This window comes from Agrobacterium sp. SUL3 (genome assembly GCF_001263295.1).
Taxonomy (GTDB): Bacteria; Pseudomonadota; Alphaproteobacteria; order Rhizobiales; family Rhizobiaceae; genus Agrobacterium; species Agrobacterium tomkonis.
This window is the reverse complement of record NZ_KQ414503.1, coordinates 37556-61818: the sequence shown is the minus strand read 5'-3', so window position 1 is coordinate 61818 and position 24263 is coordinate 37556. Positions and strand designations below refer to the sequence as shown.

The window sequence follows — 24263 nt, the reverse complement described above, 5'->3', positions numbered from 1 at the left end:
AAGAGAACCTGACGTGAGAGAATACAATGCAGATATTCTTGTGGTTGGCGGCGGACTTGGCGGCGTGGCCGCAGCGCTTGGGGCCCTGCGCAACGGCCGCAGCGTTATCCTGACAGAAGCATTCGACTGGATTGGCGGCCAGCTGACCAGCCAGGCCGTGCCGCCCGATGAGCACAGCTGGGTCGAGCAGTTCGGGATCACGGCCAGCTATCGCGCCCTGCGCACCGGCGTGCGGCAATATTACCGCGACCACTATCCGCTGACGGATGCAGCCCGGGCGGATCTGACGCTCAACCCCGGTGACGGCAACGTATCTCGCCTGTGCCACGAACCACGCGTTTCGCTGGCGGTGATGGAGGCAATGCTTGCGCCTTACGCGGCCGGCGGCAAGCTGACCATCCTCAAGCCCTATGAGCCGATCGCAGCGGAGGCCGACGGCGAAACCGTGCGGGCCGTGACGCTGCGCCATTGCAATACGGGCGATCTCATCTCCTGCTCGGCCCGCTACATTATCGACGCGACCGAATTGGGCGATCTGCTGCCGCTGACCGCAACCGACTATGTCATTGGTTTCGAAGCCCAATCCGAAACCGGCGAGCCGAGCGCACCGGCGGAGGCGCAACCGCACAATCAGCAGGCCGTCTCGATCTGCTTCGCCGTCGATCAGGTTGACGGCAATCATGTCATCGACAAACCCGCCCGGTACGACCATTGGCGTCAGGTTGCCCCCGAATTCTGGGGCGGCCCACTGTTGAGCTGGGACTCGCCCAACCCGCGTACACTGGAGCGCAGCCGCCGGTTCTTCGATCCCAACCCGGTCGACAACGCAACACGCGATGTCGCCGACCAGCGCCACAGTGCCGGCGATATGAGCCTGTGGATATTCCGCCGCATTGCCGCCCGCCATACATTTCGGCCCGGCGCCTATGCCAGCGATATCTGCCTCGTGAACTGGCCGATGATCGATTATTTCGAAGCGCCGATCATCGACGTTACCCCCGAACAATATGCCGAGCGGCTGGCCGATGCGGCAAGCCTGTCCTATTCCATGTTCTACTGGATGCAGACCGAGGCGCCTCGCCCGGATGGCGGCCAGGGCTTTCCGGGCCTGCGCCTGCGCGGCGACATTACCGGCACGGAACATGGCCTGGCAATGGCGCCCTATATCCGTGAAAGCCGTCGCATTCGTGCCCTGACCACGGTGGTCGAGCAGGATCTGTCGCTTGCGGTGCGCGGCGATCGCGGCGCGGTGCATTACCCTGATAGCATCGGCGTCGGCATGTACCGCATCGACCTGCACCCCTCGACGGGCGGCGATAATTATATCGATGTCGGCGCCTGCCCTTTCGAAATTCCGCTGGGTGCCCTTATTCCCCGCCACAAAACAAATCTGCTGGCCGCTTCCAAGAATATCGGCACCACGCATATCACCAATGGTTGTTACAGGCTGCATCCGGTCGAATGGAACATCGGCGAAGTGGCCGGCATGCTGGCCGCCTATTGCCTCGACAAGGGCGAGACCCCGCATGGCGTGCATGCCGATGAAAAGCGGCTGGCGGAGTTCCACACCCATATTGAACGCCAAGGGGTGGAGCGCCATTGGCCTGATATTCGCGGCTACTAGCTAATACGTATAATCTGGGAGGATTATTTATGCGCAGGAGTATAGTGAAAATTGCAATGGCCGGTTTTCTGGTCACATCCGGGCTGGTTTCACCGGCTTTATCGCAGGAATTGCGGATGGCCATCTGGAGCGCCAACGAAGCCCATCTGGCCCTGTTCAACGAGATCGCCGATGAGTTCGAGGCGAGCCATCCTGGCGTCAAGATCACCTACGATTCGCTTGCCTACGAAGGTTATGCCACCACCTTGACCACCCAGATCGCCGGCGGCAATCCCCCCGATCTGGCCTGGCTGTTCGACACGACCGCGCCCGACTTCATGGCGGCCGGGGCGCTTTATCCCCTCACCGAAACCTTTGCCAACACCGAAGGTTACGACATGGGCGACTTCCCCCCGGCAACGCTCACCGCCTGGTCGCATGAAGGGGTGCAATATCTCTATCCGTTCTCCACATCGCCCTTCGGCGTTTTCGTCAACAACGACCTGATCCGGGCGGCAGGCGCAAAGACGCCCGCCGAGATGATCGCTGCCGGCGAATGGAACTGGGACAATGCCATTGCGACGGCCGCGAAAGTCGCGGCCACCGGCAAACAGGGATTGATCATTCGTGATTTTGAATACAAGGCCTGGGAGAACCTTGCCGAAGTCTATACCGGCTGGAATGCCTATCCCTGGTCCAAAGACACCAAGTCCTGTGCTTTTGCCAGCCCGGAAATGGTTGACGCCATGCGCTTCATCCACGATGCGATCTTCGTGAAGAAAGCCATGCCGGGGCCTGGTGTTTCGGCCGATTTCTTTGCCGGGGATGCGGCGATGACGACCACCCAGATCAGCCGCGCAGCGCTGCTGCCGAAAGGCGACAAGGCCTTCGACTGGGATCTCGTGCCTTTGCCCACAGGGCCTGCAGGTGACTATGCCGTTACAGGTCGGGCGGGCATTGGCGTCATGGCCAGCGGCAAAAATCCCAAGCTCGCGGCGGAATTCCTGGCATTTTTCTCCTCCAAGCCTAATGTAGCCAAGCTCGCGCGGTTTTTCCCGCCGGCGCGGCAGAGCCTGCTCACCGCCGATGTGCTCGCGGCCGCCAACCCATTGCTGTCGCGCAAACAGATAGAGGCCGTAGTCATTCGTGGCGTCGCCACCGGTCAGTCGACGCAGCAGGTTCTCAATTTTGCCCGGTTGCAACAAACCGTTCGTGCCAGCCTGGACGGTCTCTGGCGTCCCGATGCCGACGTTGCGGCTGTCCTGCAAGCGCTTTGCGGCCGTCTCGACCCATTGCTGGCGGCCAATTGACGCTTCGTAGTCATCCGATTTTGTGTGGATGCGAAAAGCAGAAGGAAGAAAAGCCATGACGCTTGCCCTCCAGACGGCGCAAACACAGGCCCGGCGCAGCTTCTGGACCATGGCGCGGCGGGACGCCGCCACCGGTTATCTGTTCATAGCGCCGCAACTCATCGGCATCGTTGTCTTCGTGCTCGTTCCGCTGGTGCTGGTCTTCTGGTATTCGCTGCATGAGTGGAACGTGCTGGCGGGATCTTTCCGGTTCACCCGTCTTGCCAATTACCACAAGCTGCTCAGCGACCCGGCCATAGGCGAGGTGATGGCCGTGACCGCCGTGTTCTCGGGCGGGCTTGCGCTCCTCAATATGAGCCTGGCGCTGGGGCTAGCGTTGCTGTTGAACCAGAAGCTGGCCTTCATGACCGTGTTCCGTACGCTGTTCTTTTCGCCAGTGGTGGTGTCGCTGGTCGCCTGGACAATCGTCTGGAGCTTTTTGCTGCAGAATAATGGCGGCATCAACGGCCTCCTGCAAATGATCGGCGTCGAGGGTCCCAACTGGCTGCGCCACCCCACAACGGCGATGATCTCGGTCATCGTCGTGCAGGCGCTCAAGAATCTCGGCCTCAACATGATCCTGTTTCTCGCAGCACTGCAGGGCGTGCCGCGGGAACTGTTCGAAGCCGCGCGTGTCGACGGTGTACCGCGCTTCAAGCAGTTCTATCGCATCACCCTGCCGATGATCAGCCCGACGATCCTGCTCGCCTCCATCGTCACCATCGTCGGCGCGTTGCAGGTCTTTGCGCAGATCATGATCCTCACTCAGGGCGGGCCGGGTTTTTCCACGACGGTTCTCGTTTATTACCTCTATCAGCAGGCCTTCCAGTTCTACCTCTTCGGTTACGGTTCGACACTCTCCATCATCCTGCTGGTCATCGTCGGCGCTCTCACCTTCATCCAATGGCACTTGCGCAGAAAGTTCGTATTCTATGAAAACTGAACTCAGCCCACGCGCGCAGGCGCTGATCTATTTCATACTCTGCGTGCTGCTTGTCCCCTTCGTCTTTCCGACCTGGTGGATGGTGACGTCGTCGGTCAAACCCGTCAGCCAGATATTTGCCTTTCCGCCGGATATCTGGCCGCGCGCCTTCGATTTTTCCTCCTATTCCGAAGTTTTCAGAATACAGCCCTTCGCGCTGCAATACTGGAACTCCGCCTATATCGCCGCAATCGTCACCATCGGCACCATGGCAGTGGCGTCGATGGCCGGATATGCCTTTGCGCGCATCAGGTTCCCCTTCGCCAACGCCATCTTCATGGTGGTGCTGGTGGGGCTGCTGATCCCGTCCGAAGTGACGCTGGTTCCACTGTTCCGGATGTTTCTCAAATGGGGCATGGTCAACACACACTGGCCGCTCATCCTGGTGCCGATCTTCGGTGCGCCGGCGGTCTTCGCCACCTTCATCATGCGTCAGTTCTTCATCTCCCTGCCCGTGGAGCTGGAGGAGGCCGCCCGGGTCGATGGCCTCGGCCGGTTCAAGATATTCTGGACCATCGCACTGCCGCTTTCCCGTCCGGCGCTGGCCGCCGTTGCGATCTTCACATTTCTCGGCAGCTGGAACCTCTATCTCGAACCCATCGTCTTTCTTTCCAGCCCCGACAGGTTCACCCTGCCCCAAGCACTGACACAATTTACCGACGCCTATGGCGGACCGATGTGGAACATCCAGCTTGCCGCAGCAACGATGACTGCCATCCCCGTACTCATCGTCTTCATCGTTGCGCAGAAACAATTCGTCGAAGGCCTCGCCCATACCGGGCTCAAAGGCTAATCAAAAGGCTGACCCATGGCACCCGTTACCCTTAGATCCGTCAAGAAAAGCTATGGCGCACTCGCCACCATCCATGGTGTCGATATCGATATTGCCGATGGCGAATTCGTTGTGCTCGTCGGCCCTTCGGGCTGCGGCAAATCCACCCTGCTGCGGATGATCGCAGGCCTTGAAACCGTGACCAGCGGCGATATCTCGATCAGCAGCCGTGTCGTCAACGAAATCGAACCGAAAGACCGCGACATCGCCATGGTCTTCCAGAACTACGCGCTTTATCCGCACATGAGCGTGGCCAGGAACATGGCATTTTCGCTCGAGCATCGCGGCGGCAGCAAGGCCGAGATCACTGAGCGGGTGAACTGGGCAGCGGAAATATTGGGGCTGACACCATTGCTCGAACGGTTCCCCCGCCAGCTTTCCGGCGGGCAACGGCAGCGTGTCGCCATGGGCCGCGCAATCGTCCGCAATCCTCAGGTTTTTCTGTTCGACGAACCGCTCAGCAATCTCGATGCCAAACTGCGCGTGGTGATGCGCGGTGAAATCAAGGGCTTGCACCAGCGTCTGGGGGGCACGACCGTTTATGTCACGCATGATCAGGTGGAAGCCATGACCATGGCCGACAAGATCGTGGTGATGAATGCCGGACGGGTCGAGCAATGCGGGGCGCCGCTTGAGCTTTATGACCGGCCCGCCAATCCCTTCGTCGCCGGCTTCATCGGGTCCCCGGCGATGAATTTCATCAAGGGACAACTTACCGCCGATGGTTTCGAGGCTGACGGCGTCGTCCTGCCCCTCCCGCCCGGCCCTGCCACAGGCGAAGCGATCTACGGCATCCGCCCGGAACATTTCGAACTGGTCAACCATGGCCTCACCGCAACGGTTTTGCTGGTAGAGCCTATGGGGTCGGAAACGCAGGTGACGATGATGATCGGCCACCACCAGGTCATCGGTGTTTTCCGCGAACGTGTGCAGGCGCAGCCGGGCGCGACCATTCAGGTTCAGCCGGATCTGGCGTCGATCCACCTGTTCGATGCCAGGACCAGTCAACGCCTCAACTAGCAGACCGATCGCCACGACACCGCCTGAGTGCAATGATCGCGGAATCGCAACGCAGGGCCGGATTCAATGATTAAAAATCACTGTTTATGGGAGCCGTGTGGCGCTGAACCTGGGATAGACAGTATGAAATCCACGTGTCAGGTGTTGGAAAGCCGTAATCGGAGGGGCATGCAAATTCGCACGAACGTAACACGCCGTAATATCGGCGTGGTCCCTCCCCTCTTTCTCGCTGCCGGGCTGATATTCCAGGCAACGATGGCAGTCAGCCCGGCCCAGGCGGCGGAGAGCGTGACCGTTCCACCTTACGAACCTGCGGTTGGGACTGAGCGTCATTATCGCGTTCAAAAGACGACCGAGACCGACATGTCGCTTTGGTTCGACAGGCCGGAAGCATCGTCCGCCGTCATGCGGGGCGATTTCCGTCAATCGGCAACGGTCCTGTCGCAGAACGACGAGGGGATGCGGATGAAATGGAGGCTTTCGGCGGACATTCCCCCGGACGCAACGGGCGCTGCGGATTCCTATGCGATGAACGCCATGTTTCGCAATTCGCTCGCCGCTTATGGCGTCGAGGAGCTGGAATTCGACGCGGATCCGAGCGGTGCCCCGACGGCGCTTGTCGGCGCCGATCAGATCATAGCCAATATGGAAATGCTTCTGTCCACGTCCTCGTCTGATAACACGGCTTCCCGCATGCTCCAGGCGGTTAAAGGTAATCCCCTAGTCGTTATCGACGTGCTTGCGCCGGAAAGCATGATCCTTGCGCTTGGGCAATCCTCCGAAGCTTTCACGACCGATATCGGGAAGGAATGGACGGTTGCGGGAAGCGAAGAGCTGAAGGGGATGCTCGTTCCGACAAGTACCGTCTGGAAACTCGAAGCCGCCGACAAGGCCCGGCAAACAGCCACCTTCAGCGCGAAGGTCACCTACGATCCGGCTGCCCTGCTGCAATCCCAGCAATCTTCGATCGATGGCATGATCGCGAGCTTCGCAGACCGGGCCAAACAACTGACCGATGCGCAACTGGCGCAGGCCAGAAGCGCCGGCAAATCGCGGACTGTGACCTATGTGAATTCAACACACGACGGCTCGACAATCGAAGTGCTGGAAAACACGGTCGCAAATGTTGGCGGCATGAAGGTTACCGTGGCCGTGCATATCTGGCGAGAGGATCAGCCACCGGTCTTGCCCACGCCGCGTGCCTGGACTGCCGAGACCCTGTCTGGCCAACGGGTTGAGCCGTTACCCGAAAACAATACGAAGGCGTCAATCAATCTGGACCAGTACCGCCCGAAGACCGAAGCCGATACCGCTTCCTCTCCCGACCAGAATGAGGGTGGCAAAACCTCTGCCGACGGCGGCGGGGACATTGCACCGATTTCGCTCAAGGTCGCCAAGGTGAAAACTTCGATCGATCCTGCTGCAGGACCTGCGGTGGAAATTGCGTTGACACCGGAAAGCGCCAAGGCCTTCGAGGATTTCACGCGCGTAGCTCTCGGGCACAAGACCCAGTTGCTGGTTGATGGAGAAGTCATTTTCGAGCCGGTGGTGAGAGAGCCAATTATCGGCGGCAGCGTTACCATCAATGGTCTTGATTCATCGCAAGCCAAGGTGATTGAGCGGCACTTGTCATCCTCTGAGGCGACGATCATTGTGCGGTTGGCGCCGTGACCTTGCGATGAGGATTTCTTCCGGTATGCGGGCACGTCCTGTTTTTTTCGGATGCCAGACAGACAGATCAGAAGTTTTCGTATCGCAATCGCTGACCGTCCGGAATTGCGCTCGGTGGACTCCATAAGCGCGACTCCCACAAAACCTATTCGGCGAAAGGCAGTTTCCGGGAGGGATTGGCCACTGTGATCCGCCCTGCCCTGCAAAACACTGCGTGGAAGGAAGATCGCTGACGGGGCGCTTTGGCCCCGCCAGCATGTCTGCCTTAGTCCGATGGGAGGGCATCGACAGCGTCAAATACACGCGCCGAATAGGTGAGTGCTGCTCCAGCGTTGAGTGCTATGGCAACACCCAGAGCTTCAGCGATTTCACCCTTCACTGCTCCGAGTTCGACTGCTTTCTTGGCGTGGACGGAGATGCAGCCGTCGCAACGGGTCGTAACCGCAACAGCGAGGGCGATCAGCTCGTGTATTTTCGGCTCAAGGTGTTTTGTTTTGGCCCCGCTGCCTTCGACCATGTTGAGCCCACGCAACACATCGGGGCTGTGCTTCGCGAATTCTCCTACCCGCGCCAACAGCGTCTCACGGTAGGCATTCCAATCCTGCATCGTGTTCATGGTGATCTCCTTACTGGCGGCCGGCGGTCACGCCGCCATCCACGGGAAGGATCGTGCCGGTAATCCACGATGCCTGCTCGGATGCCAGGAAAAGGATCGCTTCGGCAACATCGCGCGGCTGGCCATTCCGACCGAGCGGGTGGAAGGCGTTAAAGGTTGGCAGGACCTCCTTGACCTGATCGTCAGAGAGGAAGGTGTTATAGACAGGGGTCTCGACAACTGCCGGCGCGACTGCGTTGATCCGGATATTGTACGGAGCAAGTTCAATTGCGAGGTTGCGGACCATTGCGTGGACCCCTGCGTTCGCCGCGGAATAGGCGGCTGATGGCGTTGCGCCGATTGCTTGGATCGCCCACATGGAACCCGTCTGGACAATCACGCCCCCCTTCTCCTTCATCATCTTGGCCGCTGCCTGCGCCGTGAAGAATTTACCCTTGAGAATCGTGTCCAGATACCAGTCGTAGTCGGCTTCCGTCAGTTCTATGAATGGCTTGGGGTTGAAGACCCCGGCGTTGTTCACGAGAATATCCAGGCCACCGAAGTGCTTTACCGCCGCATCGACCAGAGTCGCTCCGGTTTCTGACCTGGCAATATCGCCTGCGACGACGACGACGTTTTTACCGCCTGGATCAATATCCTTTGCTGCAGCCTCCAGCTTTGCCAAATCACGTCCATTGATCGCGACCTTCGCTCCCTCGGCGATGAAGCGAGCAGCCGCTTCCTTACCGATGCCTGAGCCTCCGCCCGTAATTGCTACTACTTTACCTTCAAAGCGCATGTTCAATCTCCATTTGTCTATCTAACGTTAGATAGATGATCGAGACATAGGGATTGAATTTCTGGATCGCAAGGCCTATCTAACATTAGGTAGAGAGGAATGTTTATGACAGACACCGTAACCGCAATTCTGGATGCCGCCGAAGAGAGAATTCGCGGAGCCGGTTATCACGGTTTCAGTTTTCGTGACGTTGCTGCGGATGTTGGCGTGAAGGCTTCCTCTGTTCACTATCACTTTCCGGCCAAGGAAAAACTCGCGGCAGCAGTCGCGCGCCGTTACACCGACCGCTTCATCGAAGCCGTCGACGCAGAAGTCGCACTGGGCACTGATGTCGTGGAGGCTTGGCGTCGCGTTTTCCGGATTGCTTTGCAACGGGACGGACGCATGTGTCTGTGTGGTGCTTTGGCGGCCACGTCTCACGAACTTGCCGAGGAAATCAGAACCGAGGTCAAGAGATTCTTTGAGCGTGGTATCGAGAATCTGCGGCAAGGCGGTTTGGAACGTGCCGCAGCGATCCGGGTTCTCTCCGCCCTGGAAGGGGCGATGCTGACGGCGACTATCCTGGACGATCAGTCGGTGTTCGAAGCCGGCAGCTCTGCTTTCGTTGCTTGATTGGTAATAGCCACCAGGAAACGGTTGTGCCCGTAAGGAAATGTGGCTCTAAAGGCCCATGATCATCTCATGCCAAGCCATGCCGCCATGATCCGATGCTGAGGGTTTGACATAGCGATAGCCGATCTTTTGGTAGAGCGGCACGTGCTGATCCTTGCAAATAAGATGAATGCTCGTCTTGCCCATGTCCTTCATCTGCTCGATGAAGCGGTTCATCATGAGTTTCGCATATCCCTTGCCCTGCTCCGCCGGATCGACAACGACCGACATGATGACGACGTTTGGAGCCTCCGGATCGTGTCCAATGAGTTCCTTGAACGCCTCATCGGACATGACGACATCGAATGCGCAGCCGCTGTTGATAAAGCCTACGATCTTTCCGCCCGTTTCAAGGATGAGGAACCCCTGAGGATACTCAGTGATACGGGTTTTGATTTTCTCCAGTGTCGCGGCCTCGTCGCCTTCGTAGGCCGACGTCTCGATCTCAAAACACCGCTCCGCATCATTGAGGGCTGGCTGACGAAAAGAGTATTCGATGGTCATTCAAAAATCCTGATTTGCTCGAGAAGATCGTTCGATAAGACGGGCATGGGCCACCGCGCTCCCTATCGCGAAAGATAGTCGGCGACGGCACGCTTGGCAGCCGTGACCGCACCCGACAGATAGCCAGGCTCGGAATCGCTTGTCTCGCTTCCTGCCAGAATAAGGCGTTCACGCCACGCTCCGGTTACCCAGACCTCGTCCTGGATGATGGGATGCCCAGAGGCGACGAGGTCGTGTTTCGTTGTGGTCAAGGGATCCGTGGCCCAATCCTTCAGCAGAGCTGCTGTCACGTTTCGGGCGGGAGCCCCGAACAACCGTTCGAGCTGTGCGAGGCATGCGGCCTTCAGTGCTTCCTCACCGATTGCTTCACGTAGCTCGGCGGCCACGCCGAGAAACCCGAATAAAGCTGCCTTGCCGGAAGCAGTCGTGGCATCATGGACTTCCACCATCGGCCCGACCATGCTCTGGGCAGTCCCGGAGAGACCCGAGCTCCTCCAGAAAGGCTGATCGTAGATCGCAAAAAACTTGGCGTGCGGAGCCATCCACGTCGACGTATCCCGCCAACGCTTAGAGGTCGCGTTCTCCTGCGCCGGAGTGAAGGACACCGAAGCTTCCAGCAGTCGCGGCGGCAGAGCCACAATGACATGGCGAGCCTCGATGGTCTCTTCAGCCGCCTCTTTGCCCTGAATCGCGATCCGAACACCGTTATCGGTCAATTCCATCGCCGTCGCCTTAGCACCGAGCAGAATTCGATCCTGCGGCAGTTCACCGGCGATCGCACGGATGCCGGCTCCGGTCCCGCCCGATATCCGCATCGATTGCTGCTCCTGCATCGTAGGCCGATATCTCTGGGGCCTTTCCCGTGACATCCGCTCGAAGACAACGTCGCCATCGCTGTTTTGAGGAAACGATTTGAGGCCGACTTCCGACACCAGTTCCACCATGGCCGGCTGCATCTCTGGCCAGTACCAGGATGGACCGAGATCGAAGCCGTCTTCGTTCGGCAGTCCCGAACCGTCCGCGGTCAGGATACGGCCGCCTATGCGGTTGCGGGCCTCGATGACGACGAAGTCGACCCCGGCCGCGTACAAGCCTCGTGCCGCGTAGAGACCGGCGAGGCCTGCACCGACGATCGCGACGTCATAGGACTTCATCAGGATTTTCCCTCTGGGTTCACGGCAGTATCGAATTGGCAGACATCGTCGTGCAGCAGTTTACCAGCCTTCATCCAGACGCGAGCTCCATCGCTCCCGACTTTTGTTTGGATCGACTGGCCAGCCGGCAGTCGGAGCCACGTCCACTGGTCAAGTATATCGCCGCTCTCTGTGAAATCTCCGGATAGTACCAGTAGTTCGAGGCCGTCGGGATTTTCGACGTCGATTATTCTACCGGGCTGCCAATCCTCAAATGTCACGCGTTCGCCATCTCCGTCGAAAAGCAATCGCGACGAAGCCACTCCGGAGCGCAAGTTCAGAGAGGTTCCTTCCCCCGGAAGCCTGACGATCCTTTTCCGGTCGGCTTCCCTGAACTGCCAGAGCTTTACGAGGATGATGCATCCGTCATCGCTGCTTGGTGCGTGGCCCGTGCCTGGAGGATTGCGGACGTAGGTTCCCGCCGGAAAGTCGCCGCTCTCGTCCTGGAAGACGCCGTCAAGAACCAAAAATTCCTCGCCGCCCGGATGTTCGTGATGGGCGAAGCGACTGCCGGCAGCATAACGGACGATGGATGTCGCGCAGGCCTTCTCTCCACCGATGCGAAACAGCATGCGGCGGTCGACGCCCTTGGCGGGGCTAGATACCCAGTCGAGGCGCTCTGAATGGACAAGGGCACGCTGGGTGAGGTCCTCGTTGATCAACATCGTCATAGCTCTGATCTTCCTCCGTCGATGACGATTTCCGAACCCAGCATGTAGGCGGAAGCGTCGCTGGCGAGGAAGAGGACAGCTGCGGCGATCTCCTCGGGCTTGCCCATCCGTCCGGCCGGCACCTGGCTGCCAACCCGCTCCGCATAGGCTCTGAACTCTTCCTCCGTCTGGTTTTTCCCACGATGGATTGGCGTTTCTATCGACCCGGGGCTGACAGCGTTAACCCTGATCTTTCGATCAATCAGCTCTGCTGACATCGTCCTGGCGAAGGATCGGACTGCAGCCTTCGACGCTGAGAGGATGGCGCGACCGGGTGTGCCGACCTGATTGAGCCAGGAGGTGTTGAGGATGATCGAGCCGCCATCGCGCATAAGAGGGAGAACCGCCTGCACGGTAAAAAAGACGCCTTTGACGTTGGTGTCCATGATCGCGTTATAAGTTGCCTCGTCGGCAGACGCGAGCGGCGTGCCCAAGGCCACGCCTGCGTTCGCGAACACGATGTCAATCGCGGAGAGTTCTTTTTCGAGAGTAGCCTTCATTCTCGCCAGATCGTCCAGGGACGATACATCGGCCTGGATCGTCAGGACATCCTCGCCGATTTCAAGTCTTGCACTCTCGAGCTTCGCCATCGATCTGCCCGTGACCGCGACCCGCACGCCCTTGTCGTGTAACATCTTTGCCGTCGCCAGCCCGATCCCGCTCGATCCGCCCGTGACGAGTGCTGTCTTGCCCTCAAGTGTCATATCTGCACCTCTTTCTGGAGTAGTACGGATGGACGTTTTCGATTGCAGAGACGAGGCAAACGATCGATACCGAAAAGAAAGAAAATCTTTGTCGCTGGTTATCAGGAGATCATTGTCGTATGAGAAACCTCACAAGGCTCAAATCACTGCAGGCTCTTGAAGCTTCGGCCAGACACGGGAGTTTCGTTGGAGCGGCAACCGAACTTGACGTGACCCCGCCCGCTGTTGGCCAGCTTGTCCGTTCGCTTGAGGACTGGGTCGGGTATCCGCTTTTTCGCCGAACACGGTCAGGGAGTGAACGTCTGGCCCCGGTTGACGAAGCCAGGGAGGCTCTGGATGACATCGCGCAAGGCCTTGATCTCCTGGAATCCGGCCTTCGAAAGCTTCGCGGCCGAAAAGCTCGTTCGGTAATCGTCGTCACGGCATCGCAGGCGCTGGTCGCGAACTGGCTGCTTGGACGTCTTCAGGATTTCACGACCCGTCATCCCAACATTGACGTCAGGCTCGACGTCTCCGACAGGGTGATTGACCTTGCTCAGGGCGAAGCCGACATCGGCATCCGGTGCGGCCTCGGAGACTGGAAGGGCGTGAAGTCAACATACCTGATGGGTGAAGAAATCATCGCGGTCTGCAACAGGTCTTTGCTTCCGCAGGATTGCCATGTGGCGGCTGGCTGGATTTCCGAGCAAACCCTGATCCATGACGGTACGCCGCATCCTGGCGGCGACTTCCCGTCATGGCGTGACTGGCTCGCTCGCGCCGGGGTGAACCAGTTGCCAGCGGAAAGCGGCCTGAAGATCAACTCTACGGCAGCCGTCATTCAAGCGGCCATCGCCGCGCGCGGTGTTGCCCTCGTCAGGAAAGCACTGGTGGCGCAGGAACTGGAGAGCGGCCGCCTCGTTCATCTCCTGCCCGAGATTAGATGGCCCGTTAAGTGGGCCTATTTCGTCGCCGCATCTCCCAAAGCCCTGCGGAGATATGAAGTGGCTTCATTTCACGAGTGGCTGGTGTCTGATAGCGTCGAAAGCCACCGAAACGTTCACCAAAGTGCTAGCGATAAGGCCGTTGAGTAGTGGGGCGCAAACATGCCGCCTCGCGCGCCCACTGCTATTTCCGCTTTCGGGGCGCCACAAGGGTTCTAACCTCGCGTGAATGCGGAAAGCGGTCTTAGCCAAGCGTTGCTAATCTGGAGTAGTCTCTGAGTCTCTCAACTCGGCTCGGGGATTTGGATTTACCGGTCCGTCTGGTCGTCGTAAGCGCGTCGTCGCGCCTTGATGGCGTCCAGATTGTCGTGGATCCAGAAGTTGAACCCCTCAAGGGCGTGCAAGGCTCCGTGGCCTATATCCGTCAGCTCATACTCAACACGTGGCGGCACTTCAGGGAAATAGTGACGTGTAACGAAGCCGTCACGCTCGAGATTGCGCAACGTGAGCGTCAGCATGCGCTGGGTGATTTCACGGACCTCTTTTCTCAAGGCTGAAAAGCGGAGCCGATGATCCTCGGCGAGCGAAAGACGCCAGAGAACCGGCACGGTCCACTTGTCACTCAGCAGGCTGCAGACCCCATTTGACGGAATGGGCCTGAATTGCCTGTCATTTTCTGACCCGTACTGTGTACTGACATCGGTCTGTTCATCCAAGGGTTTCATCCTTGTGCCTGACGCTGAAAAATGTGCCGTCTTCCGGCAGAACGGTATTCGTATATATGGATGGCCCTTGTTTAACGCGAGGGTTTCAAATGACCAATAGCAAGCACCCCATTCTGGTTTTCGGCGCAACCGGAAAACAGGGAGGATCAGTCGCCAAAGCCCTGTTGAAAGCGGGATGGCCCGTTCGCGCGCTCGTTCTGGATTCCACCAAAGCTGAATCCCTGCAGTTGAGGAATGCAGGTGTCGAGCTTGTGCAGGGTTCATTTGAAGAGACAAATGTAATCCGCACCGCAATGAAAGACGCTTACGGTGTCTTTAGCGTACTGCCAGCCAACCTGGCTGCCGAAGACGAAGTCCGTCATGGTATATCGATTGCTGATATCGCTGCCGAAACCGGCATCAGTCATTTTGTTTATTCGTCTGGCGCCAGCGTGGGGAATGAACTGACAGGCGTTCCGCGTTTCGACGCCAAGCCTCGTATCGAAGCCCATATTCGACAGCTGGACATGACTACGACCATCATCCGGCCGATGATTTTCATGGAAATGCTGGTGCGACCTGGCTTCGGTCTGGATGACGGCCGGCTGGTGTCCCTGATCCGACCCGACCATTCCATTCAGCTTACCGCCGTGGAAGACATCGGCAGGTTTGTCGCTGCCGTATTTGCCGACAAGTCACGCTTTGGCGGTGCAACGCTTAAGATCGCGAGCGATCGACTGACGGGGCGTGAACTTGAGGTCGCTTTCAGCGAAGCAGCCGGTCGCTCAATAACCTATGAACGGTTCCCGGACGATGTTCTCGCTGCAAACGCTGATCTCGCGCATATGGCAAAGAGCCTGGTAGACGGGCCGCTCGCCGAGTTCGTCGATCTGAAAGTCATGCGCGAAATTAACCCCGACCTTCTCCCTTTCAGGTCCTGGCTCGCTGGCAATGGGCGCAAGCTGCTCGATGCAGCCTTGCAACCATCGGCCTAGTGACACTACGCCAGCCTCAATAATGATAAGCGAACCGCAACGGCTAGCGAGCAGACGTTTCCAGGTCATCAGTCACGCGCCAGGGCCTCGATCGGGTCCAGCTTTGCCGCATTGCGGGCGGGAAGGAAGCCGAAGACGATTCCGATCAGGGTTGAGCAGGTGAAGGCCACCATGATGGAGCCCGAAGAGAAGATCATTTTGAAGTCGGGGCTCAGCAAATTGAAAAGAGCGCTGATCCCGAGGGCGAGCATCACTCCCATGAAGCCGCCGACAAGGCAGACCATGACGGCCTCGATCAGGAACTGGGAAAGGATGTCGCTGCGGCGCGCGCCGACGGCCACACGAACCCCGATCTCCTTGGTGCGTTCGGTCACGGATACCAGCATGATATTCATCACGCCGATGCCGCCGACAATCAGCGAGATCACGGCGACTGACGAAATCAGCAGCGTCAGGGTTTGCGTGGTGGTCTCGATAGTCTCGCGAATGGTCGCCGAGTTGGTGAGGGAGAAGTCTTTCGCGCCATGCCGACGCTCGATAAGGCGCGAAACAGCAGCCTCGACATTGCCCGGATCGACATCGTCTCTGATACGGACCGTTATGCCGTCGACGTTCGGACGCCCCAGCATGCGACCCATGACGGTTGTGTAAGGCGCATAAACGGTCAATGTATCAACCGCCGGGCCGAAGGAGTTTTCCCGTTTCGTCACACCCACAACCCTCGCCGGCATTGTGCCCAGAAGGATGACCTGCCCCACCGGGTTAACCCGGTCTGGAAACAGGTCTCGCGCGGCGTTTGCATCGATCACCACATTCTGGCTGTAGACGGTAACGTCCTGGGCGTCGAATAGTTGTCCATGCGCCAGCTCAAGCCCCCGTACACGAAAGAAGTCCGCGCCAACTCCGGTGACTGACGCATTGACGGCCACGGCGGCGCGCTTGACAGTTACGCTCGTCGTGACGGTTGGTGTCACGCTGTCGACATAGGGCTGGTTCACCAGCGCTTCGGCATCGGCGGGAACCAGGGTCCGTATCTTGCCCGCTTCCAGATCGCCGAAGCCTTTCCCGGCCCGCACCTCGATCGTGTTGGTGCCGAGCGAACTGATACTGCTCAGGATTTGTTGCTGCGAGCCGGCTCCCAGCGCCGAAATAGCCGCCACCGAAGCGATACCGATGATGATGCCGAGCATGGTCAGAAGCGAGCGCATCTTGTGCGCCCAAATTGCCGTGCCCGCCATACGAAAGGCTTCGGTCATCCGATCGATTGCGCCGCGCCAGCCAGCGCCCGGCGCGTGCTCGCGGATGGGACGGGCCGTCGCGGCGGACTTGGATATATTGCGCTCGTCGGAAATGATAACGCCGTCGCTGATCTCTACGACCCGATCCGCGTGTTCGGCGATCTTCTTGTCGTGAGTGACGAGGATGATGGTGTGCCCTTCGGCGTGGAGCTCGCGCAGGATCTTCATGACTTCGGCGCCACTGTGCGTATCCAGCGCTCCGGTGGGTTCGTCGGCCAGAATTATCTCGCCGCCATTCATCAGGGCGCGGGCGATCGACACCCGCTGCTGCTGGCCACCCGAAAGCTTGCCCGGAATATTGCCCGTCCGCTCGGCCAGACCCAGTTGGGTCAACAATGAGATCGCTCGCTTGTGCCGGTCGGATCGGCTGCGCCCGGCATAGATGGCCGGAACCTCGACGTTACTGGCCGCGCTGAGATCGCCAAGCAGATGATAGCGCTGGAAGATGAAACCAAACCGCTCACGGCGTAGCGCCGCCAGTTCGTCCACGGACATCTTCGACGTCTCGCGTCCTTCGATCCAGTAGCTGCCGTCCGTCGGACGATCGAGGCAGCCAAGGATGTTCATCAGCGTCGACTTGCCGGAGCCAGAAGCACCGATGATGGCCATCATCTCGCCGGCCTCGATGTCGAGGTCGACGTCTTTCAGCACCCGCACCATCTCGTCGCCTGCGGGGAAAGCGCGGGATACCCCACGTACGCGGATCAGTGGTTCCGTCATAGCGCGCCCTATCGCTTCGCCGCGGTCAGTTGAGCCTGGCCATCCGTGCGTTCATCTGTGGATGCTCCCAGGACGATGGTCTCGCCTGCCTGAAGACCGCTAAGGATCTGGATGTCCGCGCCGTTGTCGATACCGACCTGGACCTGCCGGATCTGGACCTCGCCCATTGTGTCGCGTACGCGGACACGCGCCGTATCGCCGGCCCGTGGCGCCCCTTCCACTGCGCTAAGCGGAACCAGCACGGCGCCGCTGACGCGGCTGAGAACGATGGACACCTGCGCCGTCATGGAGGGCCGCAGGACCCCGTCCGCGTTCGCGACGTCGATCAGCCCGGTGTAATAGACCGCGCCGTTGGTTGAGCCAATTCCGCTCGCGGCGGCGTTGCCCTCGTTGGCGATGGAGGCGGGGGCCGGTTCCACCTGTCGCAACTCCCCATCGAAACGGCGCTTCGGATCGCCAAGAATGCTGAACCAGACCGGTAGGCCCCGCCGTACACGCACAACGTCAGCCTCGGAGATATCCGCGCGCACCGTCATTGTGTCCAATCGCGCGATCATGACGATAGTCGGCGCGGTCTGCAGGGCATTCACGGTTTGACCTTCGTCAGTGACGATCGCTACCACTGTGCCGGCGATCGGGGCAGTGATGCGGGTATAGTCCAGCTCTATGCCTGCGGACTCCAGCCCGACCTGCGCTTGGGCGACCTGAGCGTCCAGCGACTGAACCTCAGCCCGCGCGCTGTCTCGCGTGGCAACCGCGGCGTCATACTGGGCGCGCGGCGTCGAACCACCTGCCAGCAGGTCACGCTCGCGCTCGAAATCCTTCTCGGCTTTCACCAGACCGGCGCTGCGCGCGGCGTGGACTGCGCGGATATTGGCCAAGGCGGCCTCCCGGTCCCGCAAGGTGTTGCGCCGGGTCTGGGAATCGATCTGGGCCACCAATTGGCCAGCCTCGACGACGTCACCGATCTTGACCGCCAGACGCTCAACGCGACCCGAGGCCTGGGCGCCGACACGCACCAGCTCAAGCGGTTCGAGAACCCCGGTCGCCAGCACGACCTCTTCAATGTCACCCGTTCGCGCCTGCGTGGTCACCAGTTCAGGCTTCGCCGGCGGACGCAGAAACAAGAGCCAGACGACCAGCAGACCGACAAGGGTTGCCGCCGCCAGGATGAGACGCTTGCGGGTAATGTGTCGTGTCATTTAGTCGTGGTCCATGCTATTGAAATTTTCGGGCTTTCTCTGTCACGAGAGTTACCTGAAAATTACGGGGAGCGGTCGTCGCGCCTGGTCCGTTTGGCACACGCTGTAAGATCAACCGATCGGCAAAGAGTGCTTGCAATGTGGATGGCATGCCAGAGATTGCCCGCCAGACATCAAGCGATCGCGCCCGTGCTCAGCCAACGTCGAAGGACGAATATGCCTTGCCCGTTGGCGCAGACGACGGCCCCTACCGCTGCTGGAAAACGCGCTTCTCGCGCCAGCGCACGGCAAATGTGCTGCCGTTGCCTGGAGCGGACGAAAGCTCAACATAGCCGCCGTGACGGGTCACGATCTCGTTGACCATGCTGAGCCCCAGGCCCGCACCTGAGCCGTGAGGGCTGATCCGGTAGAACGGTTCGAATATGCGCGATTGCTTATCGCCGGCAATTCCGCAGCCCTGATCGGCAACAGCCACGCTGCCGTCAGCCTCAATACTGACCGATATCTGTCCTCCTCCACCTCCGTATTGCACTGCATTACGCACCAGATTGACGAATGCACGCTCCAAAGCTTCGGCATCCCCGGGAACGAACAGGTTTTCCGCATCGCTGTCGAACGAAATCTCGTAGCCTTCGGCGATCGCCAAGGGAGCAAGGTCGGCGACCACCTTCGACACAACGCTGTTGAGATCGACAGGTGCATTCTGCTGAGGCTTCTGCCGGTACTTCTCGGTGTCGAGAAGCTGGTTCGCGATTGCTGTAAGTCGCTTGATGGCCGTCTGCAGGTGTGTCTTGTCCGCACCTGGTGAAAGCGTATCGATTCTTACCTGCAGGACAGCAATCGGCGTTCGAAGTTCATGGGCCGCGTTGACGAAGAAGCGCTCCGTCGCCTCGAAGCCGCTATCGAGACGACGCAGCGCCCTGTTGATGTCGCGCACCAGGCGAAGCACCTCATTGGGCAAGCCACGCTCTTCCACCAGGGCACCACGTGTATCGAGATCGATCCTGTCAAGACGCCTGGTCAGATCGCTGAAGGATCGCAAAGCCCAGCGCGTGACAAACGGGACGCCAATGAGGGAAATGGCGACAAGGATCAGCGCCGGCACGCCGATGGCAAGGTTCCCCAACAGCACGGTCACACCATATTGCGACATCGAGACACCGCCGGCAAAAATCGTTGCCTCACCGGCCTCCGTGTCGAAACGTTCCATGCGGGCGACACTCAAGGGATCATTCAGATCACCATGCAGCTCGACACTTCTGAACGTCCGCAGGAATGGCATGTTGTCGGAAATTTTCCCGGGAGGCGCACCGTGTGCAAGGACAATATCTTTGCCCAGATCTGCCACGAACCACAGGTCAGGCGCGTCCTCCATGATCTCTTTAAGTTTGGCCGTCGGCACCAGATGGACCCGGCCATTCGGCTCGAGACGGACCGAGTCTGCGATTTCCTGCGACAGCCAGATGGACGTGATCGCCACATCGGGCTTGAGGCCGGAAAGGAGATAAAAAACCAGGCTGAGAGAGGCGATGACCGCGCAGAGCTGCAGGACAATAAAACCAAAAGTGAAGCGCCAGCGAAGGGATGTGCTGGTCATCCTATTTCTGCTCATGAAGGTAGTAGCCTATGCCACGAATATTCTTGATAACAATGTCGGCCTCGGCTTCGCCAAGCTTTCGGCGCAGGCGAGACATATTGGACTCCAGCGAGTTCGACTGGATCTCATCGTCAAAGGAATAGACCTGCCCCTCAAGGGACGAGCGCAACACGGTGCGACCCCGGTTTCTCAGAAGAGTTTCGATGATGAGCAGTTCCCTGCGGGTGAGCGCAAGCCGGACGCCGTTGACATGCACATCGCATGAAACACGATCATAGGTGACGTTTCCTGCCGACAGGACGAACGGGCTGGTTGTGGGCACCCGCCTCAGCACCGCGCTCATTCTGGCAATCAGCTCGGGAATTTCGAACGGCTTCGGCAAATAGTCATCGGCGCCGTCATTGAGGCCGGAAATTCGCTCGTCGGTCGACCTCAGGGCGGAGATGATGATCGATCGTGTATTTGATCCCGCGCGACGCAAATCGGCGAGAAAGGTACTGCCATCACCATCCGGCAGTTGCCGGTCGATAAGGACAATATCATAATCCGCCATAGCGATTGCTTCCCGCGCCGTTGCCAGATCTCCAACAGCGTCAAGCACGATGCCATGCTGCGAGAGGGCCGTCCTCAACGCGTCCGTCATTTCCGGATCGTCTTCGATAAGCAGAAGTTTCATAGTCGCCTAATCAGTCAAGTCTCGGACTAATCATTCCCGATAGTCTTTATAGCAAAACTACGGCTCTGGTTCAGATAAACTCGACAGTCGTGACGTCGTCCTGATCGTCAGGTTGTGGGACATCATGAAACTGCCGTGGACGTGGAGACCGGAGAAACCGAAGTTCGTCCGGTACCCATCTCGCCATTGATGTGCACCATCCAGGCCGCAATCCTTATCGGCAGCGACCGTAATGATCCCGATATCTGCACCCGTAGTCGCGGCGGTCCCGTTGTTCCCAGCGGTCGCGGCGGTTCCTGTCGTTACGTTCGCTGATGTTGCCTACCACGGCCCCTCCCACGCCACCTGCGGCGGCTCCCACTGCAGCGCCTTCCCAAGTGCCGCTTGCCAACCCACCGATGATAGCGCCGCCCGCCGCACCAATGCCGGCGCCCTTTTCCGTCTGGCTGCACGCTGTCAGCGTCAAGCAAACAAGTACGCCTGAAATGATCTTTTTCATGTCCGTCCTTTCGATCCATCGCCGCTACGGTCGCCCGTCGACCGTTGAGGCGCACCAAGGCGGAAACGTATGGCCACCCAAAATTACGTGGAAGTTACGGAGAGCGTCTGCATTGACGCCGGTCGAAAGCGCAAAATTCGCGTGTCAGCGATCAGCAACTCTCAAAGACTGCCGCCGCCTAATCGATAGGCTCCGGCGTCACGCTGTTCTTCACTGTCTTTCGGGATGGTGAGTCGAAATGACTACGCGCAGCCCCTTGCCGACGTTCTCATACGGGGATTGACGACGATTCAACACCGCTTGCGGCAGCTTGCTAGCCTACCCCTTCCGGATTTGGTCCGGGCAGCAATCAACAAAAACGGGATTGGACCGCGTTGGATACCGCGCTGCTACGCTATCGCGAGCTACTAACCGAATGCCTACCAAACGGGTTTGAGAGCTCAACCGCTTCTATTGCTTTACAGCCCCAAGAAATGAACGATATCGCTCATATTTCATCGACAAAGCGCATTGCAGCATCGAATTGGTGCCTTGCAAAATACAATATACCTACTTTTCGGGCCTATTTTGTCATATCAGTGTCATCCAAGGCCGATAGATAACGCTCACAAATGAACGAGAAGCATCACAAAATGAACGAGATCCAGCCAATACCGACACAAGCAGAAGGCAGGCAGGCCAAGATCGTCGAGCTTCTGCGTGAGCAGAATTTCGTTGACCTCAAAACACTGACTGAGCGTTTTGACATATCTGTGGCGACCGCGCGTCGCGATCTGGTCGAGCTTGAGGAGTCGGGATTTCTTCGCAGAACTCATGGCGGCGCAGTCGGGCTCAACCAGGTAGCGCAAGATGCGACGAACTCCGCGCGTCTGGTGTGGAAGCAAGATGAAAAGGCTGCAATTGCTGCCACCGTTGTCGGAATGATTTCGGATGGAGACACGATCCTCCTCGATGCGGGCACCACCGCGCTGGAAGTCGCGAAAATGCTCGCGGGTCGAAAGAACCTCACGATCATCTCCAACGGCCTCGACATCGTTGCCGAGCTGACGCGCCAGGGTGATCACAAGATTTATTCTGTTGGCGGTGAATACACCGACACGAACCATTCCTTCCGCGGACCGCTGGCAGAGCAGTTCATCCGGCAGTTTACCGTCGACAAGCTCATCTTGAATGCGGCGTCGATCGACGTCGATCGCGGTCTCGTCTGTACCGTTGAGCCCGTCAACGCAAGCATCGCGAAGGTCATGATCGAGGTCTCACGCCGGACGATTGTCGTTGCCGATCATTCGAAGCTCACAAAGAGCAGCCTGTCCGTTGTCGGCAAGATCGAAGATATCGGCATCGTTGTCACCGACAACGGCTCGAAAACCATCATCGACGCGGCGCCAGAGAAGCTGCGCAAAAAGTTCGTCATCGCGACGTGAACCTTCCTTTCCACGTACATCTTGCCAAGCAGGGGACCTTAGATGCTTTCGACCAGCCGCAGAAAATTCATCATCGGTGCAAGCGTTGCGGCGCTGGCATCGACCACCAGCATGAAGTTTGCATTTGCCCAGGAGCGCCGTGAGCTTCGGATCGGCGTCAACGGGCTGCCAGCCACGCTGGAGCCGGTCAATGCGATCAGCAATGTCGGACCGCGCATCGTCAACCAGATATACGACACGCTCATCGCCCGCGATTTTTTCGGGAACGGCGCGCCGGGAACGGGTCTCGGTCTGATGCCATCGCTGGCTGAAAGCTGGGAACGCATCGACGACAGGTCCGTGCGCTTCAAGCTGCGCCAGAAGGTCATGTTCCACAACGGCGTCGAAATGATCGCTGATGACGTCGCCTACACGTTCTCGTCCGAGCGCCTGTGGGGTCCTGAAGCAATCAAGACCATTCCGCTTGGTGGCTCCTATTCGCTCGACTTCGACGAGCCCGTTATCGAGGACAAATACACTGTCATTCTGCGCACGAAAACGCCGAGCTATCTGACGGAGACATACGTTACCTCCTGGATGGGGCGCATCGTCCCGAAGGACTATTATAAGAGCCTTGGCACTGTCGGGTTCGGCAGCAAGCCGATCGGAACAGGCCCGTATAAATTCGTCGAGATGATCGCTGGCGACCGCGTGGTTCTCGAACCGAACGACGACTACTGGGGTATCAAACCCACTGCCTCAAAGATCACCTACCAGCTTGTCGCCGAACCAGCCGCCCGTGTCGCCGGTCTGATCAGCGGTGAATATGATATCGTCACCACCCTCACGCCCGACGACATGGAACTCATCAACGGCTATTCCGACCTGGAAACACGCGGAAAGGTCGTTGAGAATTTCCACATGTTCACCTTCAACATGAACCAGAAGGTGTTCCAGTCGAAGACGCTCCGCCGCGCCCTCGCGCTAGCGGTCAACCGCCCGATCATGGTCGAATCGCTCTGGAAGAGCAAAGCTTCGATCCCTCATGGCTTCAACTTCCCGAACTACGGTGAATCTTTCGATCCAAACCGCAAAGCGATGGAATACAACGTCGAGGAAGCCAGGCGCCTGGTCAAGGAAAGTGGCTACGACGGCACCCCCATCACTTACCACACGATGGGCAATTACTACGCCAATGCCGTTCCCGCTCTCATGATGATGATCGAGATGTGGAAGCAGATCGGCGTCACGGTGGTTCCGAAGGTATTCGCCCCCGGCGCCGCACCGAAAGACCAGGACAGCTACATCCGCAACTGGTCGAACGGCCAGTGGATGACGGACGCCTGGGCGACGATGGTTTGCGAATTTGGTCCGAAAGGCCAGGTGCAGAAGCGTTGGGGCTGGAAGGCTCCGGCCGAGTTCAACGAACTCTGCACCAAGGTTTCCCAGATGCCGAATGGCAAGGAACGCTTCGACGCCTGGAGCCGCATGCGCGACATTTTCGAGGAAGAAGCACCGGCCGTCATTCTTTACCAGCCGTTCGACGTCTACGCGGCGCGCAAGAATGTCCAGTGGAAGCCCATCAGCTTTGAGATGATGGAATTTCGCAACAACCTCAGCTTCAGCTGATCAT

Annotated in this window: 23 protein-coding genes; 11 read left to right on the top strand and 12 right to left on the bottom strand. The window is 58.7% G+C overall.

Going from position 1 to position 24263, the window contains the following annotated elements; translation table 11 throughout:
- Positions 1 to 13: 13 nt before the first annotated feature.
- From AKG12_RS13050 to AKG12_RS30725, 6 genes are all read left to right on the top strand, one after another.
- On the top strand, positions 14 to 1624 hold the full coding sequence (locus tag AKG12_RS13050) for an FAD-dependent oxidoreductase (protein WP_052819131.1): 1611 nt from the start codon (positions 14 to 16) through the stop codon (positions 1622 to 1624).
- Between the two features lie 29 nt (positions 1625 to 1653).
- Positions 1654 to 2913, top strand: coding sequence for an ABC transporter substrate-binding protein (locus AKG12_RS13045; protein ID WP_052819130.1), 1260 nt, complete (start codon positions 1654 to 1656; stop codon positions 2911 to 2913).
- Positions 2914 to 2968: 55 nt separating this feature from the next.
- Positions 2969 to 3895: a carbohydrate ABC transporter permease gene (locus AKG12_RS13040; RefSeq protein WP_052819129.1), complete on the top strand. Its 927-nt coding sequence runs from the start codon at positions 2969 to 2971 to the stop codon at positions 3893 to 3895.
- Positions 3885 to 4727, top strand: a complete 843-nt coding sequence (locus AKG12_RS13035; RefSeq protein ID WP_052819128.1) for a carbohydrate ABC transporter permease — start codon at positions 3885 to 3887, stop codon at positions 4725 to 4727. The genes AKG12_RS13040 and AKG12_RS13035 overlap by 11 nt, the downstream gene beginning before the upstream one ends.
- Positions 4728 to 4742: 15 nt before the next feature.
- The gene (locus AKG12_RS13030; protein ID WP_052819127.1) at positions 4743 to 5786 is read left to right on the top strand and encodes an ABC transporter ATP-binding protein; all 1044 of its coding nucleotides are present in this window, start codon (positions 4743 to 4745) and stop codon (positions 5784 to 5786) included.
- A gap of 66 nt (positions 5787 to 5852) precedes the next feature.
- Entirely contained in the window at positions 5853 to 7457 is a 1605-nt protein-coding gene (locus AKG12_RS30725) for a SecDF P1 head subdomain-containing protein (RefSeq protein ID WP_197283322.1), read from the top strand.
- 265 nt (positions 7458 to 7722) lie between these two features.
- Here AKG12_RS30725 and AKG12_RS13020 read toward each other — a convergent pair whose 3' ends face one another.
- The gene (locus tag AKG12_RS13020; protein WP_052819296.1) at positions 7723 to 8064 is read right to left on the bottom strand and encodes a carboxymuconolactone decarboxylase family protein; all 342 of its coding nucleotides are present in this window, start codon (positions 8062 to 8064) and stop codon (positions 7723 to 7725) included.
- Between the two features lie 19 nt (positions 8065 to 8083).
- Positions 8084 to 8851, bottom strand: a complete 768-nt coding sequence (locus AKG12_RS13015; RefSeq protein ID WP_052819125.1) for an SDR family NAD(P)-dependent oxidoreductase — start codon at positions 8849 to 8851, stop codon at positions 8084 to 8086.
- Between the two features lie 99 nt (positions 8852 to 8950).
- Here AKG12_RS13015 and AKG12_RS13010 point away from each other — a divergent pair, with 99 nt between their 5' ends.
- Entirely contained in the window at positions 8951 to 9463 is a 513-nt protein-coding gene (locus tag AKG12_RS13010) for a TetR/AcrR family transcriptional regulator (protein WP_350639978.1), read from the top strand.
- A gap of 48 nt (positions 9464 to 9511) precedes the next feature.
- On the opposite strand, the gene AKG12_RS13005 is transcribed toward AKG12_RS13010, so the two are convergent.
- The 4 genes from AKG12_RS13005 to AKG12_RS12990 all read right to left on the bottom strand — a co-directional run bounded on the left by AKG12_RS13005 (position 9512) and on the right by AKG12_RS12990 (position 12613).
- A complete protein-coding gene (locus AKG12_RS13005) occupies positions 9512 to 10006 on the bottom strand; it encodes a GNAT family N-acetyltransferase (protein ID WP_052819124.1) in 495 nt (164 codons plus the stop codon).
- A 62-nt stretch (positions 10007 to 10068) separates the two neighbouring features.
- A complete protein-coding gene (locus AKG12_RS13000; protein WP_052819123.1) occupies positions 10069 to 11160 on the bottom strand; it encodes a flavin monoamine oxidase family protein in 1092 nt (363 codons plus the stop codon).
- On the bottom strand, positions 11160 to 11864 hold the full coding sequence (locus tag AKG12_RS12995; protein WP_052819294.1) for a cupin domain-containing protein: 705 nt from the start codon (positions 11862 to 11864) through the stop codon (positions 11160 to 11162). Before AKG12_RS12995 ends, AKG12_RS13000 begins: the two co-directional genes overlap by 1 nt.
- 2 nt (positions 11865 to 11866) lie before the next feature.
- Positions 11867 to 12613, bottom strand: coding sequence for an SDR family oxidoreductase (locus AKG12_RS12990; RefSeq protein ID WP_052819122.1), 747 nt, complete (start codon positions 12611 to 12613; stop codon positions 11867 to 11869).
- A 119-nt stretch (positions 12614 to 12732) separates the two neighbouring features.
- Between AKG12_RS12990 and AKG12_RS12985 the strand changes: the two genes are divergently transcribed.
- Positions 12733 to 13686, top strand: a complete 954-nt coding sequence (locus tag AKG12_RS12985) for a LysR substrate-binding domain-containing protein (protein ID WP_052819121.1) — start codon at positions 12733 to 12735, stop codon at positions 13684 to 13686.
- A 158-nt stretch (positions 13687 to 13844) separates the two neighbouring features.
- Here AKG12_RS12985 and AKG12_RS12980 read toward each other — a convergent pair whose 3' ends face one another.
- Positions 13845 to 14261 (bottom strand): winged helix-turn-helix transcriptional regulator, encoded by a 417-nt coding sequence (locus AKG12_RS12980; RefSeq protein WP_052819120.1) that lies wholly within the window; start codon positions 14259 to 14261, stop codon positions 13845 to 13847.
- Between the two features lie 89 nt (positions 14262 to 14350).
- Between AKG12_RS12980 and AKG12_RS12975 the strand changes: the two genes are divergently transcribed.
- A complete protein-coding gene (locus AKG12_RS12975) occupies positions 14351 to 15235 on the top strand; it encodes an NmrA/HSCARG family protein (RefSeq protein WP_052819119.1) in 885 nt (294 codons plus the stop codon).
- A 68-nt stretch (positions 15236 to 15303) separates the two neighbouring features.
- Here AKG12_RS12975 and AKG12_RS12970 read toward each other — a convergent pair whose 3' ends face one another.
- The 5 genes from AKG12_RS12970 to AKG12_RS12950 all read right to left on the bottom strand — a co-directional run bounded on the left by AKG12_RS12970 (position 15304) and on the right by AKG12_RS12950 (position 21227).
- Positions 15304 to 17253 carry a MacB family efflux pump subunit gene (locus AKG12_RS12970; protein WP_052819118.1) on the bottom strand — a complete coding sequence of 650 codons (1950 nt, stop codon included), beginning with the start codon at positions 17251 to 17253 and terminating at the stop codon, positions 15304 to 15306.
- An 8-nt stretch (positions 17254 to 17261) separates the two neighbouring features.
- Complete coding sequence (locus tag AKG12_RS12965; RefSeq protein ID WP_052819117.1) at positions 17262 to 18455, bottom strand: efflux RND transporter periplasmic adaptor subunit; 1194 nt, start codon at positions 18453 to 18455, stop codon at positions 17262 to 17264.
- Positions 18456 to 18702: 247 nt separating this feature from the next.
- A complete protein-coding gene (locus AKG12_RS12960; RefSeq protein WP_052819116.1) occupies positions 18703 to 20052 on the bottom strand; it encodes a sensor histidine kinase in 1350 nt (449 codons plus the stop codon).
- 1 nt (position 20053) lies between these two features.
- The gene (locus AKG12_RS12955; protein ID WP_052819115.1) at positions 20054 to 20728 is read right to left on the bottom strand and encodes a response regulator transcription factor; all 675 of its coding nucleotides are present in this window, start codon (positions 20726 to 20728) and stop codon (positions 20054 to 20056) included.
- A gap of 214 nt (positions 20729 to 20942) precedes the next feature.
- Complete coding sequence (locus tag AKG12_RS12950; RefSeq protein ID WP_052819114.1) at positions 20943 to 21227, bottom strand: YMGG-like glycine zipper-containing protein; 285 nt, start codon at positions 21225 to 21227, stop codon at positions 20943 to 20945.
- A gap of 632 nt (positions 21228 to 21859) precedes the next feature.
- On the opposite strand from AKG12_RS12950, the gene AKG12_RS12945 reads away from it, so the two are divergent.
- Together AKG12_RS12945 and AKG12_RS12940 are read left to right on the top strand one after the other, a co-directional pair.
- A complete protein-coding gene (locus AKG12_RS12945; protein ID WP_156316047.1) occupies positions 21860 to 22651 on the top strand; it encodes a DeoR/GlpR family DNA-binding transcription regulator in 792 nt (263 codons plus the stop codon).
- 42 nt (positions 22652 to 22693) lie between these two features.
- Positions 22694 to 24259: an ABC transporter substrate-binding protein gene (locus AKG12_RS12940; protein ID WP_052819112.1), complete on the top strand. Its 1566-nt coding sequence runs from the start codon at positions 22694 to 22696 to the stop codon at positions 24257 to 24259.
- Positions 24260 to 24263: the final 4 nt, after the last annotated feature.